This is a genomic window from Lysinibacillus sp. G4S2, assembly GCF_030348505.1.
In the GTDB taxonomy this organism is placed as follows: domain Bacteria; phylum Bacillota; class Bacilli; order Bacillales_A; family Planococcaceae; genus Lysinibacillus.
This window is the reverse complement of sequence record NZ_JAUCFJ010000002.1, coordinates 589,883-606,652: the sequence shown is the minus strand read 5'-3', so window position 1 is coordinate 606,652 and position 16,770 is coordinate 589,883. Positions and strand designations below refer to the sequence as shown.

Here is a 16,770-nt window from a genome sequence, read left to right as displayed (position 1 = left end):
GAATCCTTAAGTGTATAAAGTAAACGATTTGTGCCAATCTAAGCTAGACACCAATCAATTGGCTGCTCTCCCCACTCCACTAACTGTGCATTGATTTTCGAATACGGCTTACTGCCAAAAAATCCTCGATAAGCACTAAGTGGACTCGGATGAGGTGCTTCTATAATGAAATGTGGCGTTGAGTATTTACGAATTAATTGTTTTTTTCGTTGTGCCGGTTTGCCCCAAAGCACAAAAATAATTGGTTGTTCTCTTGATGCTAACTTATCGATAACAGCATCCGTAAATTGCTCCCAGCCTTGATTTTTATGAGAATTCGCCTGACCTGCTCGAACAGTTAATACAGTGTTCAATAACATTACACCTTGCTCCGCCCATTTTGTTAATGTACCGTTTTGAGGGATTGCATACCCAAGATCATCTTGTAATTCTTGTAGCATATTTCGCAAGCTTGGTGGATGTGGAATTCCTGGCATGACCGAAAAACTTAATCCATGTGCTTGGTTGGATCCATGATATGGGTCCTGACCTAAAATCACGACCTTTACATCTTGATAAGCTGACGTAGAAAATGCATTCATTACATCATTCATTGGTGGATAAATTGTTTGTGTTGAATATTCATGTGCTAGAAATTGACTTAGCTTCGTATAGTATGTTTTTTCTAATTCATCTGCAAGTATTGCTTGCCAATCATTCGGGAATACTTCTTTCATCTAATATAAGCCCCTTTCTCTTCTTACAACGGTACAAAAAAATAATGTTGAATTCAAGCATCAGATCAATTATACCTCGACATAAAAGCGTCCGGAATCTGCTTTGTGCTTGTACAAAGAACTCCTTTACCGGAATGTTTTTTGTGCGAAAGCGTAGCGGCAGCAACAACATGATGTTGATCACTTAGTCATTGCTACAGGACGTGGCGTTCTTAATTGAGCTTCTCTATTTCAACAGATGTTTGAACACTGGCTGAAAGGTGTTAAAACTGACCTTACAAAAATATCTCATTCTGACTATTTTGATAGAATCAGAATAAGACTATACTAGATGGTAATTTTAACGAATTCATTTATAAAGGGGATCTTTCACATGGCTCTTAAAAAAACTTTAACGATTGCTGGTTCAGATACATCAGGCGGCGCAGGTATGCAAGCCGATCTTAAAACATTCCAAGAACATGGAACATATGGCATGGTGGCATTAACGGTTGTCGTAACAATGGATCCAAACGGTTGGGCACATAATGTAACTCCATTGCCAACCGAGCTTTTACAAAAGCAAATCGATACGGCTCTTTCAACAGGCATTGACGCAATAAAAACTGGTATGCTGTCAACTGAAGAAATCATTCGTATCGCTGGTGATGCTATCTCAAAATCTGGTACACCAAATGTTGTTATTGACCCTGTAATGGTATGTAAAGGGGACGATGAAGTATTAAACCCTGGTAACACAGATGCGATGATTCAACATCTTTTACCATTGGCTACAGTGACAACACCAAACCTGTTTGAGGCTGGACAATTAGCAGGAACTGGAACTCCAAAAACAATCGAAGAGATGAAAATAGCAGCTCGTAAAATTCATGAGCTAGGTGCTAAAGCTGTTGTCATTAAAGGCGGAAAAGCGTTAGCTACTGAAAAAGCAACCGACTTATTCTTCGACGGTGAAAAATTCTACTTATTAGAATCTGAAAAAATCGAATCTACTTATAACCATGGGGCTGGCTGTACATTTGCTGCTTCTGTGACAGCAAACCTTGCAAACGGTCTTTCAGTGCCAGAGGCTGTTATCGAAGCAAAAGAATTTGTATCAGCTGCAATTGCTCACGGTTGGGCATTAAATGACTATGTCGGTCCAGTTACGCACGGTGCAAAATCTCGATTTGGCGCACCACAAGTAACAGTGACAGAAATTTAAACATAAAAGGCATCTGATTAGAAGGCGTTTTGCTAACCAGATGCCTCTTTTACATAGAATAGTTCTCCATCATTTCGAGCCGGTAATATCCCATGGATCGTTCATCGAAATGAATTGAGCCAATGCCTTACTTTCTTTTTTACGCTCTGCACGCGCCTTTGCTCGTTCAGATGCAGTTTCATGTAGCTTTGTCTCCTCTACTGTTTCAGGGATGACGCGTGGAACTGGGGCTGGTTTATTATTTTCATCTAATGCGACAAAGGTTAAAAATGCTGTTGCTGCTACCTTTCGTTCTCCTGTTTTCAAATTTTCAGCAATGACCTTTACGAAAACCTCCATTGAAGACGTTCCTGTCCATGTTACATAAGACTCGAAGTATACAGAATCAGTTGGGCGAATTGGATGTAGGAAATCGACAGAATCCGTTGAGGCTGTCACGGAATCTCTACGACTATGCTTAGCAGCTGAAATTGAAGCTACCTGATCGATATCACTCATTAATCGACCGCCAAACAGTGTATTATGATTGTTAACATCATTCGGAAAAACTCGACTTGTACGCATAACTCTTGATTCTCTACAATATTTAGAGCCTTTATTCACATCCATTCCCCCTATAAACTACTGTTTTATTTCGGTTCATCACCAAAAGTTGTGAATGACATTTGTAAAGACGTATACCTTGTCTATAAGTTGATTGCGCGAGCTCATAGAGGAACGAAGTCTAAAAACATCACGCCCTGTTATAACGCCTTCGTGACCAACATCCCCTTTGGCCCAAGCGGTAGTTGGAACGGAAATCAACCTTACGCCTTTATTTCTACTATAATGCTCTATTTCCCCATAATTATCAATTTTATTATTAGAAAATTACAAATTTTAACTTAACAGTGGATGATTAGTACTTCAAATGCAAAAAGCACAGGACAAGATACGCTACCATTTCTTATGCCATATATTAGCTGTATATGGGAGGGGTAAAAATGAAAAAGCAAAAATATGAAAAATTAATTGAAGAACCCGATTTACTCTCAGGAGAATTAACCTCTTCTAAAGTAGAAGTAATTTCTTCCATTGTTTTAACGTTAGGTTACGCATTATCAACCCTCGCCACGATATTAGCCTTGCAGGAGGAAGAGGAATTGGCACACGAAAAAAAGGCAAAAACACAGGATCAAAATCTACAATTTAAACAAATGTGTAAACAACTACAAAGTGTCAACAATCGCCTAGATTCTATAGAACGCAAGCTTAACCGATTTTAATAAATACATACTCCTGAAATCTACTAAAATCAAATGCACTGGGGAGTCCGAAATAAAAGTAAGCGCTCCACCACTTTTGTCCGAGGAATCAAAGCTATCTCGAGGATGTAGCACTTTAGCCCAGACGAAAACTTTGCCTTTGGATTAAAAATCTATAGTTTTTTTAACAATTATTAAAAGCCGCGATTCTCCGTCATAAAAGAGAATCGCGGCTTTTTTACTATACTATGATAATGAGTTTCCGTCTTCTTCCCTTATCACAGCTACACATATCAATGTTGAAGGAACGTCATCTATTGTACCAAGATAGAATTAGTTATTACGTAGTTTATAATTCCCTTCAACATTACACGCTGCCTAACTGTCGGTTTAGGAAGAAATCATGGTCGCAGTATCTTTTTATTTGTGAAACCGTATACAATACAAAACACCACATTTTGTACAAAATTGCTTTCACATTCATTATATTGATACATTACAAAAATTTTTTCAAGAATATTGCTCTAAAAGTAGTCATTCGATCAATTATGCCTCGGCATAATTGCGTTCGGAGGCTTTGTGTTTCTTGCCTTATATATTCCCATACAAACATTAGAAAAAGGCATTAACGATAAGGATTTATACTTTCTCGTTAATGCCTTTTATTTTCATTATGGCTTAAATCGATTTTTTATAAGCATTCATTGTGGAAGTATATTGGAATAATTTAGGGTTGACTAGTCCCTCACGTAAATCCATCATTCCCAATTGTCCCATTCTATTTAATAAAGGAACTAACCAACTACCACTTGGAGCACCTTGTAACGTTTTAATTTGATTGGATGATAACTTTGAAACTTTACTAGCATCAATTGGTTCTTTTGCATTTTCTATCGTTTCTTTAAAAGCTTTCGTATCAACTTTGTACATATTTTCTCCAACTTGCTCAGTAAAACCTTTGTATCCGTAAGCTCCTCGAAGGATTAATAACCTTATACTCATATCTTCCATAGAAACCATTTAATTTACACCCCTAACATTTTACATCATTTGTAATACATATCAATCATCGTCCAATAAATTACATTTTTAACACCTCTTTGGGTCATCACCAAAAGTTGTGGATGACATTTGTTAAAACATATGCCATGTATTAATTGATCTTCGTTCCGACTGGGCGACTCCTTAGGGATTAGCGTTACAGATGAGACCCTGCGGCGTGCATGTAGAGGAACGAAGACTAAGAGCATCACATCAGGGATTTATCGAAACAAAATCGCTCTTTATCGAAACTATTTGAGCTTTTATCGAAACAAAATCTCATTTTATCGAAACTTTTTGGGCTTTTATCGAAAAACAAGCTCTTTCTAGCAAAGAAATCAACCACACGTTATGGTGAAGAGCCATCCCTTTTCAATTTAGTAAAAAATAAACCAATCTATAATCGACTTCTCACTTTATTAACTTATATCAATTATCGTGAATATGTATTATTACTGTCTCTTTTCAACAAATAACAAAATTAGTGTTGCCAATGGACCTAATAAAAGAGAAAGTAAAAACCAATTTAACCCCGTTCTATTCTTCCCTTGTGCAAGTGCAGCATTTATCAACGCCAATGTACCCCAACCTACAAAAAATTGATTATCCATTATCTCCCTCCCTATTTCATTTAACCATTCTTTACAGTTAGTGTACGTTTCTTCACAAATTTGTTCATAACACCTCGTTAGAAGAATTGCTTATATTTTTATCTTTCTAATACTATACAATATTGTTCTTTATATTTTTCATGGTTCCAATTGTACATTTGTACCAGATGGATTAGAGATAATTCTTCATAGTGACATCTAATATACGGTATATTTATTTCATTATCGTCATGACCAACCCATACTCTCCATAGCTCTAATATCTGTCCTTCTCTAATATTTTCTTTTAGGTACTCCAGTAATTGCTTTGCCCTCAATTCCGAATAGATAAAATTCACTTCATAAATGAATGGATAACTTGTATATCCACTTACATCATAGTAAGCGTCCTTTTTAATGACCAATTCATTTAAGTCATCTTCATTTCCAACAAATAATATTTTGGCATTAGGGTCCATCTTCTCCCAAGGTACCAACTCATGTGGTTTTATTTCTAATCCAATAGCTTCCTTAACAGTAATATACTTTGCTTTTGTTTTTAATTCTGGCATTTCATAATTTGTTGCTATAAATGAACAAAAACTCATTTATCCACCTCCTAAATTTAATCCTTATTAAATTATCCTACTTACGTTAGTTGAATAAGAATCCGTTCTGCAACTCTTAAGAATTCGAATTTCTATTTTGAAATCCCCTTCCATATTTATTACAGTCTAACAATATAACATTATAAACCATACGCTACTCATTGCGACTTGACATAACAACAGAATTAGCCCGTGACGATAAAGGATAAACCCTTGTCGTTACTGCCTTTTCGTTTGAATCACTAGTTATTGTTTATACAGGATTTTATACACAATTGGTTTGACAGCGTTTCTGGACTCTCTTACTACCTGCAGCATTTATAAAATCTTACATAACGATTATGGAGGTTTTATCCTAAAGAACTTTTTAAAAAATCCAATACGATCCTTAAAACAAATTCATTAAAGATTCTACATGAACAAGCATTCTAAATTTTTTTAGGAAATCCGAGTTATTATAAAGAGGCATTCAATTTCCCTTTGTGAATTTTTTTTACTATACTTAAAGGAGAAATAATCGAGAGGAGTGTTAAGGTGCAAGAAGTACAAGTAAAAACGTTGCAGGAATTATTAAATTCTTTCGCCAACAAAGACGTTTATATTCATCTTGAGACGACGAACGGTTCTTATGCAGCACACTTTGATGAGAAATTTTTTAATGCAGGTGCTTTTATTCGCAATGCCAAGATCAACTATGAGCTTGCTAAAGTGGTAGATGATTCACCCCATCGTGTCGGATTAAAAATGGCGCATGGCTGGGTTTATGCTCAAGGCATCACACATTTTGAATTAGATGATTTAGGCCGTTTATTAATGGCTGGGCTTGACTACTCTGGTAAATTGGCGATAGCACTAGAAATTAGCGAAACGCCATTTACTTATTAAGGGGGACGACTTTTTGAATTTACAACCACAACGTCATATTTTAATTGTTTACCCTCACCCAGATGATGAAGCATTTTCAGTATCTGGAACAATTGCCTACTATACAAAGAAAATGAATACTCCTGTTACATATGCCTGTTTAACTTTAGGGGAAATGGGTCGTAATTTAGGAAATCCACCTTTTGCTACACGTGAATCCTTGCCAGAAATTCGACGCAAGGAGCTGATCGCGGCAGCAGAGGCTATGGGAATACAAGATTTACGTATGCTTGGTTTCCGTGATAAAACGATTGAATTTGAAGACGATGAAAAAATGGTGAAGCTGGTTGAAGGTTTAATAGAGGAATTAATGCCTTCTCTTATCATTACATTCTTACCTGGTTTTGCAGTTCACCCTGACCATGAGGCAACAGCACGTGCCGTAGTAGAAGCTGTGCGTCGTATGCCAAAAGCTGCACGTCCACAAGTGTTAGGATGTGCCTTTGCAAATGATACCATTGAAAAAAATGGGGAGCCCCATGTTGTCTACGATATTCGTGAAATGAAGACGGATAAAATTAAAGCATTACAAGCACATGCGTCCCAAACTGCTTGGATGATGCAAGAAACTGAAAAACGCGTTGATGACGGTGAGCCAATGAGCGAAAGCTGGTTGAATGTTGAAAAGTTCTATATCGTGAACCCTGACCACTATGCAAAATAAAAATAAAAAAGGTTCTGTCCTCTTTCTTTAAAGAGAACAGAACTTTTTTATTTAAGCGACTTTTAATTTCTTTAAAATATGAACAAGGAAAGTTAGAGAAAATACAATAATGAGAACGACAAAGAACATATAGTGTGGAACTTCAACACCAATGATACTAACTAGCATTTTCAGCGCAATAATGCCGATAATAATAAATGCCGCCGTCTCTAGTTCTGGTATTTTTTCAATTATGATTAAAAATAGGCCTGCAATGGTTCTCATCATTAATATTCCTAGCATCCCCCCGATTAGTAATATCCAAATTTGATTAGAAATCGCAAATGCGGCAAAAATCGCATCAATTGAAAAGGCAATATCCATTAACTCTACTGAAATAACAGTCGCCCAAAACGTTCCAAAGATACGAACCATCAACCCTGATTTTTTGACTTCCTTGACACTATCCTCTGTCCCCATCTGTAAAAAATGGGCGACACAAAGCCAACCTAGATACAAAGCTCCTAGCAATTTAATAAACCAAAAATCTACTAAATAAACGCCTATTCCGATAAACAAGAATCGGAAAAAGTAAGCACCTAACATACCATACATTAATGCGCGTTTACGTTGCTTGTTTGGTAAATGTTTGACCAACACAGCCAAGACAAGTGCATTATCTGCTGAAAGTAAACCTTCAATAATGATGAGTGTTGATATTAACCCCCAAGAAACGGGGTCTGTTAAAACTTCTTTCCACATTTCCCAATCGAAAAATTGAATGTATGTAGATAGAATTCCTTGAATGATTTCCAATTACATACCCTCCTACTTGTCCTAAAGTATTCTAGTATATGCTGGACCATTTTCGTTATGAAGAAAAAAGCGTATCCTTTATTTCTATAAAAAATTTTGGCTCCCCGCCGAAAGAAGAAGTTAAAATAGACACCGAAAATTTAGAATTTACTAAAAATTAATGACAAAAAGCTGATAAAGTGTGCTATCATAGATAAATGTTTTAAACGGATAACGGAGGATGAATACTATGGAAGCTACTGACGCTAGAACCGTGCAAGTAGAAAATATCTTGATTGCACATCATTTCTTAAAAGACGTAGTGGTGCACACACCGCTACAAAAAAATGAATATTTATCCGAGAAATACGGAGCTAATATTTTTTTTAAACGCGAAGATTTACAGCATGTGCGCTCATTTAAACTTCGAGGTGCCTATTATAAGATTAAAAAAATTGAAGAAGATGCTCGCCAAGCTGGTGTTGTTTGTGCAAGTGCGGGCAATCATGCCCAAGGTGTTGCTTACGCCTGTGCACAACTGAAAATTCAGGCAAGCATTTTTATGCCTCAAACTACACCTAAGCAAAAAATTGATCAAGTGCGTATGTTTGGTCGTGATTATGTAGAAATTATTTTAGCGGGCGATACGTTTGATGATTCTGCAGAAAGTGCATTAGCTTACTGTGAACAACACGATAAAATCTTTATCCATCCATTTGACGATTTTGATGTCATCGCAGGCCAAGGAACGGTTGCCGTTGAAATTATGAATGACATGGAGGAACCGATCGACTACATATTTGGTAGTATCGGTGGCGGTGGCTTAATGTCAGGTGTTTCTGCCTACGTGAAAAACCTTTCCCCTACTAGCAAAATTATCGGTGTAGAGCCTGCTGGGGCGGGCAGTATGAAGGCTGCATTTGCAGAAGGCGGTGCAGTGGCACTTGATTGGATTGACAAGTTCGTAGATGGTGCTGCAGTAAAATGCGTCGGCAATCACACTTATGATGTTTGTCGCCGCTATTTAGACGACATCGTACTAGTACCAGAAGGAAAAGTATGTACAACAATCTTAGATCTTTATAATAAACACGCCATTATCGCAGAGCCTGCTGGAGCATTATCAGTTGCGGCACTCGACTATTATAAGGAAGAAATTAAAGGCAAATCTATCGTTATCATCATTAGTGGCGGTAATAATGACATCGGACGTATGCAGGAGATTAAAGAAAAATCTTTAATTCACGAAGGCTTACTCTACTACTTCATCGTAAGCTTCCCACAGCGAGCAGGCGCACTTCGCCAATTCTTAACAAGCGTTGTAGGTCCCAATGACGACATCACAACTTTCGAGTATACAAAGAAAAACAACAAAGAAAGTGGTCCTGCCTTAGTCGGAATCGAGCTTGGTAATCGTGATGACTACGAGGGATTACTAGCACGCATGAATGAGTTTGGCTTCAAATACAAAGAAGTAAACAACGACATTCAACTATTCGGCTTACTAGTCTAAAATAAAGAGTCACACTTCTCTGAGTGAGTGTGGCTTTTTTTTGTGGGGATGAGAGGTTTATCGGGGCACTTTTGAGATTTATCGAGAACTTTTGATTGTTTATCGAGACTTTTTTGAAGTTTATCGAAACTTTTCTCTTGTTTATCGAAACTTTTCAGCATTTTATCGACATCTACCTTACAAGCGACACTATCTGACCGCACCGATAGTTTGCGTCGCTTACATTTAATCTAACAATTTGGCAGGAATTATATATTTTCTATTTTTATTTTCACCTATCGCTTCAAATTTTAACTTTTTCAATAAATAATAAACTGCCTTCTCTGAGTCAATATCAAAAAAATTACGAAATTGAGCATTTGTAATATTGTTGCTTATCATTAATCGAAAATCATGTAATGCGACTAGCATCGATTGATTATTAATCGATTGGCAATTGCTACAACGCCATTTCCCATGGGTGTAACGTAGGACATGGTCAAAATGACAATGCGAGCATAGTGCACCTTTCTTCAATTCATCCACTTTAATATCTAGGGTCCATTGAGTTGGTTTGTGCCTCGTCAAAATATCCGCTGATAATTCTCTCAAATCTGTTTCACTTAGACAGACTTGTTGATGCTGCTTGAACAGTTGACCTATCCTTTCAGCCAAGCCACTTACATGAATAATTGGCTGGGACAAAAAAGTGGGCGTCATAATCATATTCGGATTTGCAGAAACGACTATATATTCAATAGGTATATGATGTCCACTCATTTGAAATAGCCGACGCAAAAATCTAGCATGTCGCTTCACTTGATCAAAGGGATTTCTAAAGCCATCTACTCTACCATCAGAAGTAATTCGAATAAATTGATGGTTATCTTCCATATACTCTACATGGCCAACGATATTTTTAATTTCAACGATTAGCACAAAATGTTGGGACATAAATAATGTATCCATTTGATGCGTCGATCCCCCAGCACTCTCATCCTTAAGCTCTACATCATGCAATAAATAATACGCATGCTCCAAATAGATTTCCCGCCATTCTCGATCTACTCTTTGCTCGCCAGCAATACCAGCCTTTGTTCTTCCTAGCATTTCTTGAAAATAATCATACTTAACGTGAGATTTCGGTAACCGCCTTTCAATCATTTCTAACACGCGTTGCTTCGATGAAACTTCCCGCTTTTTTTTCAGTAGCATATTTTCACCTCCTTTAGCTAGATTATAATGCACTTTATCGAAACTGTTTGCTTATTTATCGAGAACTTTTGATTGTTTATCGACCACCTTTTTCGATTTATCGACCAACTTTTTTAATTTATCACCCAACTTTTAAAAAATATCGACATCCAACGAAAAAACGCCCACACCTATGTATGAGCGTTTTATCATTTATTATCCTAGTAATGCACGGTCTGAGTTCATTTTCTCACCGCGGATTCGTTCGAACTCTGCCATTAAATCTGGAATGGTCAATTCATGCTTGCGATCCTCGCCTACTTCTAAAATGATTTGACCTTTATCCATCATAATCAGTCGATTCCCTAAGTCTAATGCTTGTTGCATATTGTGCGTGACCATTAATGTCGTTAAGCTGTCTTTCTCAACTAAATATTTCGTAATGCGTGTGATTAACTCTGCACGAGATGGGTCAAGTGCCGCTGTATGCTCGTCCAGTAATAAAATCGACGGCTTCGTGAACGTCGCCATTAAAAGTGACAGCGCTTGACGTTCCCCACCAGAAAGTAAGCCGACTTTTGCAGATAGGCGATTTTCCAGATTTAAACCCAACATCTCCAACGATTCCTTGAAAAATTCTCGACGCTTTTTATCAACACCGATACGCAAACCTCTACTCTTATTACGTGAGTAAGCTAACGCTAAGTTTTCCTCAATTGTCATTGTTGGTGCTGTACCAGCCATTGGATCCTGGAACACGCGACCAATGTAGTGGGAGCGCTTGTATTCTGGTAAAGTTGTAACCTCATTCCCATCAATTGAAACTGTGCCGAAGTCTGGTGTTAATGCACCCGAAACCATATTCATCATTGTCGATTTACCAGCACCATTACTGCCGATAATTGTGACAAAATCACCTGGCATTAAGTGCAAATTAATTTCTGCGAGTGCAATTTTCTCATCTGGCGTTCCTTCATTAAAAACCTTATTAATGCCGTGTAATTTAAGCAAGGCCATTCCCTCCCTGCTCCACCGTCTTTACTCGCGTCTTCTCTGCTGCGCGCTTCACTTTACGTTTGCGCTCCTTACTCTTATTGATAAATTGAGGTAAGATCAGCGCTAAAATAACGATAATAGCTGTAATTAATTTCATATCCCCTGAATCAAGGAAATCTACACGTAATGCTAACGCTAAAATAATGCGGTAAATAATAGCTCCCGCAATGACAGCAAAAGTTGTGCGCATAATCGTTTTTGTACCGAAGATTGCTTCACCGATAATAACAGATGCAAGACCGATAACAATCATTCCAATCCCCATACTTACATCTGAGAATTTCGAATACTGTGCGATTAAAGCGCCAGAAAAGGCGACAAGTGCATTAGATAGTCCTAGCCCTAGAATAATAAGTGTGTCCGTATTTGCTGAGAAGCTACGAATCATACGCTTATTATCACCAGTTGCTCGAATAGCCAGTCCGACCTCTGTTTTTAAGAACCAATCTGCTATTAACTTAATTAAAATCGTGATAATTAATACTACAATCAATGTACTCCATGTTGATGGTACTTGCTGAAAGCCCATGTTTTTTAATAGGCTATTTAATGTATCATCTATCCCTAAATTACTCCAAAACGCTTGAAACTTTGAAAATATAGTCTCTGAGTTCAATAGTGGAATATTCGGACGACCTATCGTATTTTCTGCCGTTAACCCCATAATACGTAGATTAATAGAATACAAAGCAATCATCATTAAAATACCCGATAGTAGCGGATTAATTTTCCCTTTTGTGTGAAGAATTCCTGTCATACATCCAGCAATAAATCCAGCAACAATTGCCACTAAAGTCGCTAAGATTGGGTTGTAGCCAAGCAGAATCATTGTTGCTGCTGTAGCTGCCCCTGTTACAAAGCTTCCATCAACCGTTAAATCCGGAAAATCTAACACGCGGAATGTTAAATACACACCAAGTGCCATAATTGCATAGATGATTCCTTGCTCCATTGCGCCAAACATTGCTAAAAACATAGTTGAATCATCTCCTAATAATTTCTTAAATAAATATAATTCCGCTCATCACCATAATTTCAATGTATCCTATCCGCTACTTTGCCCCAGCATTTCTTTTCTATAGGAAACAGAGCGGTGTTTCTTCCTCAAACATGAGGTTAATTTTTCACTCTAAAAGAAGATAAAGCGGGGGCAGTTTTAGTTCTCCCCCGCTTTGCTTCATAAGATGGCTATGTCAGTCCATTACTTTTCAAAAAGCTCTGCTCCCCAAGAATCTTTGATTTCAATTCCTAAGTTATCCGCTACTTTTTTGTTGATTAATAGTTTTAAGTTTTGTGGGTATTGCGCTGGTGTATCAGCAGGTGTTGCTTCCCCTTTTAGAATCTTCACAGCCATTTGACCTGCTTCATAACCGATGTCGAAATATTCAAACCCGTATGCCGCTAAGCCACCACGTTCCACTGAGTCAAGCTCTCCTACAATTAGTGGTAATTTATTAGCATTCGCTACATCAATAACAGATTCTAGAGCAGAAACTACTGTATTATCAGTAATAATATAGAATGCATCTGCTTTACCGATTAATGATTCAGTAGCTTGTTTTACTTCCGCAGAAGTTGCCGCAGATGCCTCTACCACTTTTAGGCCTTGCTCACCCATAACTTTTTTCACTTCTTTTACTTGCGCTACTGAGTTTTGCTCACCAGCGTTGTAAACCATACCAACGTTTTTGGCACCAAGTTCTTTTAAGAATGCCACTGTTTTTGAAATAGTATCAGGATGTAAATCGATCGTACCTGTTACATTTTTCCCTGGCTTCTCCATAGATTCAATGAGCTGTGCTCCAACAGCATCTGTTACAGAAGTAAAAATAATTGGAATATCACTAGTTGCTGTCGCTGCTGCTTGTGCAGACGGCGTAGAGTTAGCAAATATTAAATCTACGTTTGCACTTACTAGATTGTTTGCAATCGTTGTATTAAGACTATTATCCCCTTGCGCTATTTGCGATTCGTACTCAACTTTTAAGCCAGATTCTTCAATTGCTTTTTTGAAGCCTTCAGTTGCAGCATTTAAAGATGGATGCTCCACAATTTGAGTAATCCCGATTTTATATGTTTTGTCATCTGCTTTGCCGCTCTCACTTGCATTATTCGTTTCGTTCCCTTTCGAATCAGATGAACTAGAGCCACTGCTACCACAAGCAGCAAGCATTAAAACTAACCCAAATAACAGGAACGAAAGCTTTTTTAAATTGCTTTTCACAAATAATCCCCCCGATTTTGATCTCTGATATTTATCACACTTTATCCAAGCGAAGTGTGAACGTATCGCTATATTACAGTTATTATTGAGGTTCGTCAACAACATTATGAATGTTCTGACATTTACATTTGACAAAATATTTTAGTTTTTCATTCAATTCGCCGCTTTAAACCGCTAAACTACGCTGTTTTTACAGAATGATTTCTTTTTCTAACATAACAAAAATTTTTTTGACAATTTTGCGAAGTTAGGTAGTGAAAAACTTTTTAAAATTTTTTCTAACTTTAACTAACTTTTTATAGTTGGAAAGGCGTCTAATTTTTAGTAATTAAAACAATTAAATTTAAAGGGAGACCTAATTATGAAAAAAACAACTAAAAAATCTTGGATAATTGTATCAGCACTAACAATAGGAATAGCTGTCTTCACACCACATCAAGCTGAGGCAACAACAGCAAAACCAGCAAACGAAATGACTGTTAAAGCTGAGCAACAAATTAAAGGAACTATTAAAAACATTTACGGAGATAGCATCACGATTAAAGGGAAAGACGGTAAAAACTACTATATCGGAATCCAAAAGTTTTCAGATGAGCAAATAGCAAAAATGAACTTAGTTGAAGGTCAAGAAATCTCTGTAGAAGGTAGCTTAGTACAAGATTATGCAGACTTCTACACATTTGACGTCTATAAAAAAGACTTACCTAAAGAAATTACAAAAGAAGATCTAGCTAAATTAGAAAAATTATTTAATCAAATGAAGAAGTTAGAAAAAGAAGAGAAGTATGAAGAAGTCGATAAAATCAATGTTGAAATGGATAAAATCACGAAGCCATATATTTTAGCTAGCTGGGTACCTGTATCCTTTGAAAAGTTCATTGAAGAGTACGGATTTAGTGAAAAAAATATAGTGATTAAAGAAAATGATAAAAAACAGCTGAAAGCAATTTATGAACAGTGGATAAAACTAACGAAATCTGGTAAAGAAGACAAAGCACAAGAAAAATTTGATGAATTCCAAAAGATTCTTCAACCTTATTTAGATGCACTATATCCACCAGTAACATTTGAAGAATACATTTCAGATATGGCATTAGATATTCCAGCTGAAGAAATGCCAAAACTAAAAGCGATTTATAAAGATGCTCAAAAATCAGATGCAGATAAAAATGATCAATTATCTGAAAAGCTATGGAATGACTTCAATGAAATGATTAATCTTTACACGAAGCCAATTAGCTTTGAACAATACTTATCTGACTTTGATTTCGAAATCAAAGCAACAGACAAAAAACAATTGAAAAAGCTTTATGAAGAAGCAATAGCTCTTGATAAAAAAGGTGACTCTGAAAAATCTAGTGAAAAATGGGCTGCTATCGACAAAATTTTAAATCCATATTATGAAGCAAATAAAGAAATTCTAATCTCAGCTTCTAAAGTAACGATTAACGGCAAAGTTTATCTTACACAGCATAAATAAGTAAAAGCTTCCGGGCTGATCCCAAATGACGGGATTAGCCCTTTCTTTTGTAAAAAAAAGCTTCCGTATGAGTAAGGAAAATTAACTATACTAGTCTCAATGGTCAAATTTATGACAGGGCCCCATGATTCTGCTCAAACTCTTGTCTTGTCATACCGTAGCAAATACCATCGTAATAAGCTCCTTTAGTGAAAATGATATTTCTTAGTTGCCCCTCTTTCATGAAACCTAATTTTTCATGCAAGCGCATAGATGGTTCATTGAACGAGTAAACGGTTGTATTTACTTTTTGATAAGGACGCTCTGAAAAGAAGAAGCGAAGAACCATAAGAATCATTTCTTTTGCATAGCCTTTACCTCTGTATGGCTCAAATACAGCCAAGTAATAATCCAAAACACCATTTTTCAAATCACAATCAAAGGTTTCAATCATACCGACAATATTATTCTCTCTATCTACTGCAATAAAACGAAATTCATCATCTTCTTCTGACAATTGCTCTTCTACCCATTCCCTCATTTGATCCGCGGAGCGAGGAAAATGTATTGAATCCATATTTCGTAAAATTTCATCATCTAAAAATTCAAAGATAACGATATCTTCTGGTTGTATCGCTCGTAGTGTAAGACTTTGTCCTGTCCAATAAGTAACTGTCATTTCATCTTCCTCCATTATTTTTCCTCATCACCATAAACGCGGGATGATCTTTCAATCCCTAACTTGGCTCACCTCTATAACGCGAGGTTGATTTCCGTTCCGACTAGACGCCACTCCAATCATCTTATATACAAGGCTTACGTCTTAACAAATCAACCACAATTTTCGGTGATGAAAGTATTATTTAGAAAATATAATAATATTTCCCAATTATATTTACGTTATTAGTACAAAAATAGTTTCATCAAGTATTTACCACCCTTTACAAACAAGCATAAACATTGATATGATTGCATTTGCTTTACGTGGTTCGTAACCATCCCACGCAAAAAAACTAAGGAGAAATTAATATATGAAAATAAAATTTTTAGCAACGAGTGGTATTATTGCAGCACTCTATATTGCTGTTACATTGCTAGTCGCTCCATTTGGCTTTACAGAGGTACAGTTCCGTGTATCGGAAATTTTTAACCATCTAGTCGCCTTTAATCCACGATTTGCCGTTGGGATCATTATTGGTGTATTTATCTCCAATTTATTTTCACCAAACGGCATTCTAGATGTTTTTTTCGGTGTAGGCCATTCGATGATTACCCTTGGATTGTTCATTCTTATTTGTAAATTTGTCAAAAATATTTGGGCACGTTTAATCATTAATACATTGTTATTTACATTCACAATGTTTATCATTGCCTTTGAATTGAACATAGCCTTGGAAGTACCATTCTTCTGGACATGGCTAACTGTTGCTGCAGGTGAGTTTGTTGTATTAGCAATTGGTGCGCCGATTATGTATGTATTGAATAAGCGCTTAAACTTCAAAGATTTAATTTAACTGACGGATCTTATTAGAGCAGTGTTTAATAAAAGGAGGAACGGTTTCACCGTTCCTCCTTTTTGT

General features: G+C 36.7%; 18 protein-coding genes and 1 riboswitch. Of the genes, 7 read left to right on the top strand and 11 right to left on the bottom strand.

Annotation, left to right across the window (positions count from 1 at the left end):
• Positions 1-38: 38 nt before the first annotated feature.
• The gene (locus QUF91_RS03300) at positions 39-716 is read right to left on the bottom strand and encodes a uracil-DNA glycosylase (RefSeq protein WP_289416839.1); all 678 of its coding nucleotides are present in this window, start codon (positions 714-716) and stop codon (positions 39-41) included.
• 373 nt (positions 717-1,089) lie between these two features.
• Here QUF91_RS03300 and thiD point away from each other — a divergent pair, with 373 nt between their 5' ends.
• Positions 1,090-1,920, top strand: a complete 831-nt coding sequence (thiD, locus tag QUF91_RS03295) for a bifunctional hydroxymethylpyrimidine kinase/phosphomethylpyrimidine kinase (RefSeq protein WP_289416838.1) — start codon at positions 1,090-1,092, stop codon at positions 1,918-1,920.
• 69 nt (positions 1,921-1,989) lie between these two features.
• On the opposite strand, the gene QUF91_RS03290 is transcribed toward thiD, so the two are convergent.
• Positions 1,990-2,484: an acyl-CoA thioesterase gene (locus QUF91_RS03290; protein ID WP_481817478.1), complete on the bottom strand. Its 495-nt coding sequence runs from the start codon at positions 2,482-2,484 to the stop codon at positions 1,990-1,992.
• A gap of 419 nt (positions 2,485-2,903) precedes the next feature.
• On the opposite strand from QUF91_RS03290, the gene QUF91_RS03285 reads away from it, so the two are divergent.
• Positions 2,904-3,185 carry a hypothetical protein gene (locus QUF91_RS03285; protein WP_285398935.1) on the top strand — a complete coding sequence of 94 codons (282 nt, stop codon included), beginning with the start codon at positions 2,904-2,906 and terminating at the stop codon, positions 3,183-3,185.
• 657 nt (positions 3,186-3,842) lie between these two features.
• On the opposite strand, the gene QUF91_RS03280 is transcribed toward QUF91_RS03285, so the two are convergent.
• The 3 genes from QUF91_RS03280 to QUF91_RS03270 all read right to left on the bottom strand — a co-directional run bounded on the left by QUF91_RS03280 (position 3,843) and on the right by QUF91_RS03270 (position 5,403).
• Positions 3,843-4,184 (bottom strand): hypothetical protein, encoded by a 342-nt coding sequence (locus QUF91_RS03280; protein ID WP_285398934.1) that lies wholly within the window; start codon positions 4,182-4,184, stop codon positions 3,843-3,845.
• Between the two features lie 473 nt (positions 4,185-4,657).
• Positions 4,658-4,816: a hypothetical protein gene (locus QUF91_RS03275; protein ID WP_285398933.1), complete on the bottom strand. Its 159-nt coding sequence runs from the start codon at positions 4,814-4,816 to the stop codon at positions 4,658-4,660.
• A 98-nt stretch (positions 4,817-4,914) separates the two neighbouring features.
• A complete protein-coding gene (locus QUF91_RS03270; RefSeq protein WP_289416837.1) occupies positions 4,915-5,403 on the bottom strand; it encodes a magnesium transporter in 489 nt (162 codons plus the stop codon).
• Between the two features lie 534 nt (positions 5,404-5,937).
• On the opposite strand from QUF91_RS03270, the gene QUF91_RS03265 reads away from it, so the two are divergent.
• Both QUF91_RS03265 and bshB2 read left to right on the top strand, forming a co-directional pair.
• Entirely contained in the window at positions 5,938-6,288 is a 351-nt protein-coding gene (locus QUF91_RS03265; RefSeq protein WP_053484519.1) for a YojF family protein, read from the top strand.
• A 13-nt stretch (positions 6,289-6,301) separates the two neighbouring features.
• Positions 6,302-6,991 (top strand): bacillithiol biosynthesis deacetylase BshB2, encoded by a 690-nt coding sequence (bshB2, locus tag QUF91_RS03260; RefSeq protein WP_285398931.1) that lies wholly within the window; start codon positions 6,302-6,304, stop codon positions 6,989-6,991.
• Between the two features lie 51 nt (positions 6,992-7,042).
• On the opposite strand, the gene QUF91_RS03255 is transcribed toward bshB2, so the two are convergent.
• Positions 7,043-7,786, bottom strand: coding sequence for a TerC family protein (locus QUF91_RS03255; protein ID WP_285398930.1), 744 nt, complete (start codon positions 7,784-7,786; stop codon positions 7,043-7,045).
• Between the two features lie 229 nt (positions 7,787-8,015).
• Here QUF91_RS03255 and ilvA point away from each other — a divergent pair, with 229 nt between their 5' ends.
• Entirely contained in the window at positions 8,016-9,278 is a 1,263-nt protein-coding gene (ilvA, locus tag QUF91_RS03250) for a threonine ammonia-lyase IlvA (protein WP_289416836.1), read from the top strand.
• A gap of 225 nt (positions 9,279-9,503) precedes the next feature.
• Here ilvA and QUF91_RS03245 read toward each other — a convergent pair whose 3' ends face one another.
• The 4 genes from QUF91_RS03245 to QUF91_RS03230 form a co-directional block, all read right to left on the bottom strand.
• Complete coding sequence (locus QUF91_RS03245) at positions 9,504-10,472, bottom strand: nuclease-related domain-containing protein (RefSeq protein WP_289416835.1); 969 nt, start codon at positions 10,470-10,472, stop codon at positions 9,504-9,506.
• Between the two features lie 195 nt (positions 10,473-10,667).
• Positions 10,668-11,462, bottom strand: a complete 795-nt coding sequence (locus tag QUF91_RS03240; protein ID WP_285398412.1) for an ABC transporter ATP-binding protein — start codon at positions 11,460-11,462, stop codon at positions 10,668-10,670.
• Positions 11,455-12,483 carry an ABC transporter permease gene (locus QUF91_RS03235; protein WP_289416834.1) on the bottom strand — a complete coding sequence of 343 codons (1,029 nt, stop codon included), beginning with the start codon at positions 12,481-12,483 and terminating at the stop codon, positions 11,455-11,457. The genes QUF91_RS03240 and QUF91_RS03235 overlap by 8 nt, the downstream gene beginning before the upstream one ends.
• A gap of 225 nt (positions 12,484-12,708) precedes the next feature.
• The gene (locus tag QUF91_RS03230) at positions 12,709-13,731 is read right to left on the bottom strand and encodes an ABC transporter substrate-binding protein (RefSeq protein ID WP_285398414.1); all 1,023 of its coding nucleotides are present in this window, start codon (positions 13,729-13,731) and stop codon (positions 12,709-12,711) included.
• Positions 13,732-14,092: 361 nt separating this feature from the next.
• On the opposite strand from QUF91_RS03230, the gene QUF91_RS03225 reads away from it, so the two are divergent.
• Positions 14,093-15,211: a hypothetical protein gene (locus QUF91_RS03225; RefSeq protein WP_289416833.1), complete on the top strand. Its 1,119-nt coding sequence runs from the start codon at positions 14,093-14,095 to the stop codon at positions 15,209-15,211.
• 109 nt (positions 15,212-15,320) lie between these two features.
• On the opposite strand, the gene QUF91_RS03220 is transcribed toward QUF91_RS03225, so the two are convergent.
• Positions 15,321-15,869 (bottom strand): GNAT family N-acetyltransferase, encoded by a 549-nt coding sequence (locus QUF91_RS03220; protein ID WP_285398416.1) that lies wholly within the window; start codon positions 15,867-15,869, stop codon positions 15,321-15,323.
• 299 nt (positions 15,870-16,168) lie between these two features.
• Positions 16,169-16,213, top strand: a riboswitch (PreQ1 riboswitch).
• Between the two features lie 8 nt (positions 16,214-16,221).
• On the opposite strand from QUF91_RS03220, the gene QUF91_RS03215 reads away from it, so the two are divergent.
• A complete protein-coding gene (locus QUF91_RS03215) occupies positions 16,222-16,704 on the top strand; it encodes a QueT transporter family protein (protein WP_285398417.1) in 483 nt (160 codons plus the stop codon).
• Positions 16,705-16,770: the final 66 nt, after the last annotated feature.

Excerpts from the sequence above, each read along its gene's own strand:
- QUF91_RS03300 (WP_289416839.1), bottom strand. The coding sequence starts at position 716 with ATGAAAGAAGTATTCCCGAATGATTGGCAAGCAATACTTGCAGATGAA.
- thiD (WP_289416838.1), top strand. The coding sequence starts at position 1,090 with ATGGCTCTTAAAAAAACTTTAACGATTGCTGGTTCAGATACATCAGGC.
- QUF91_RS03290 (WP_481817478.1), bottom strand. The coding sequence starts at position 2,484 with ATGCGTACAAGTCGAGTTTTTCCGAATGATGTTAACAATCATAATACA.
- QUF91_RS03285 (WP_285398935.1), top strand. The coding sequence starts at position 2,904 with ATGAAAAAGCAAAAATATGAAAAATTAATTGAAGAACCCGATTTACTC.
- QUF91_RS03280 (WP_285398934.1), bottom strand. The coding sequence starts at position 4,184 with ATGGTTTCTATGGAAGATATGAGTATAAGGTTATTAATCCTTCGAGGA.
- QUF91_RS03275 (WP_285398933.1), bottom strand. The coding sequence starts at position 4,816 with ATGGATAATCAATTTTTTGTAGGTTGGGGTACATTGGCGTTGATAAAT.
- QUF91_RS03270 (WP_289416837.1), bottom strand. The coding sequence starts at position 5,403 with ATGAGTTTTTGTTCATTTATAGCAACAAATTATGAAATGCCAGAATTA.
- ilvA (WP_289416836.1), top strand. The coding sequence starts at position 8,016 with ATGGAAGCTACTGACGCTAGAACCGTGCAAGTAGAAAATATCTTGATT.
- QUF91_RS03245 (WP_289416835.1), bottom strand. The coding sequence starts at position 10,472 with ATGCTACTGAAAAAAAAGCGGGAAGTTTCATCGAAGCAACGCGTGTTA.
- QUF91_RS03235 (WP_289416834.1), bottom strand. The coding sequence starts at position 12,483 with ATGTTTTTAGCAATGTTTGGCGCAATGGAGCAAGGAATCATCTATGCA.
- QUF91_RS03225 (WP_289416833.1), top strand. The coding sequence starts at position 14,093 with ATGAAAAAAACAACTAAAAAATCTTGGATAATTGTATCAGCACTAACA.
- QUF91_RS03220 (WP_285398416.1), bottom strand. The coding sequence starts at position 15,869 with ATGACAGTTACTTATTGGACAGGACAAAGTCTTACACTACGAGCGATA.
- QUF91_RS03215 (WP_285398417.1), top strand. The coding sequence starts at position 16,222 with ATGAAAATAAAATTTTTAGCAACGAGTGGTATTATTGCAGCACTCTAT.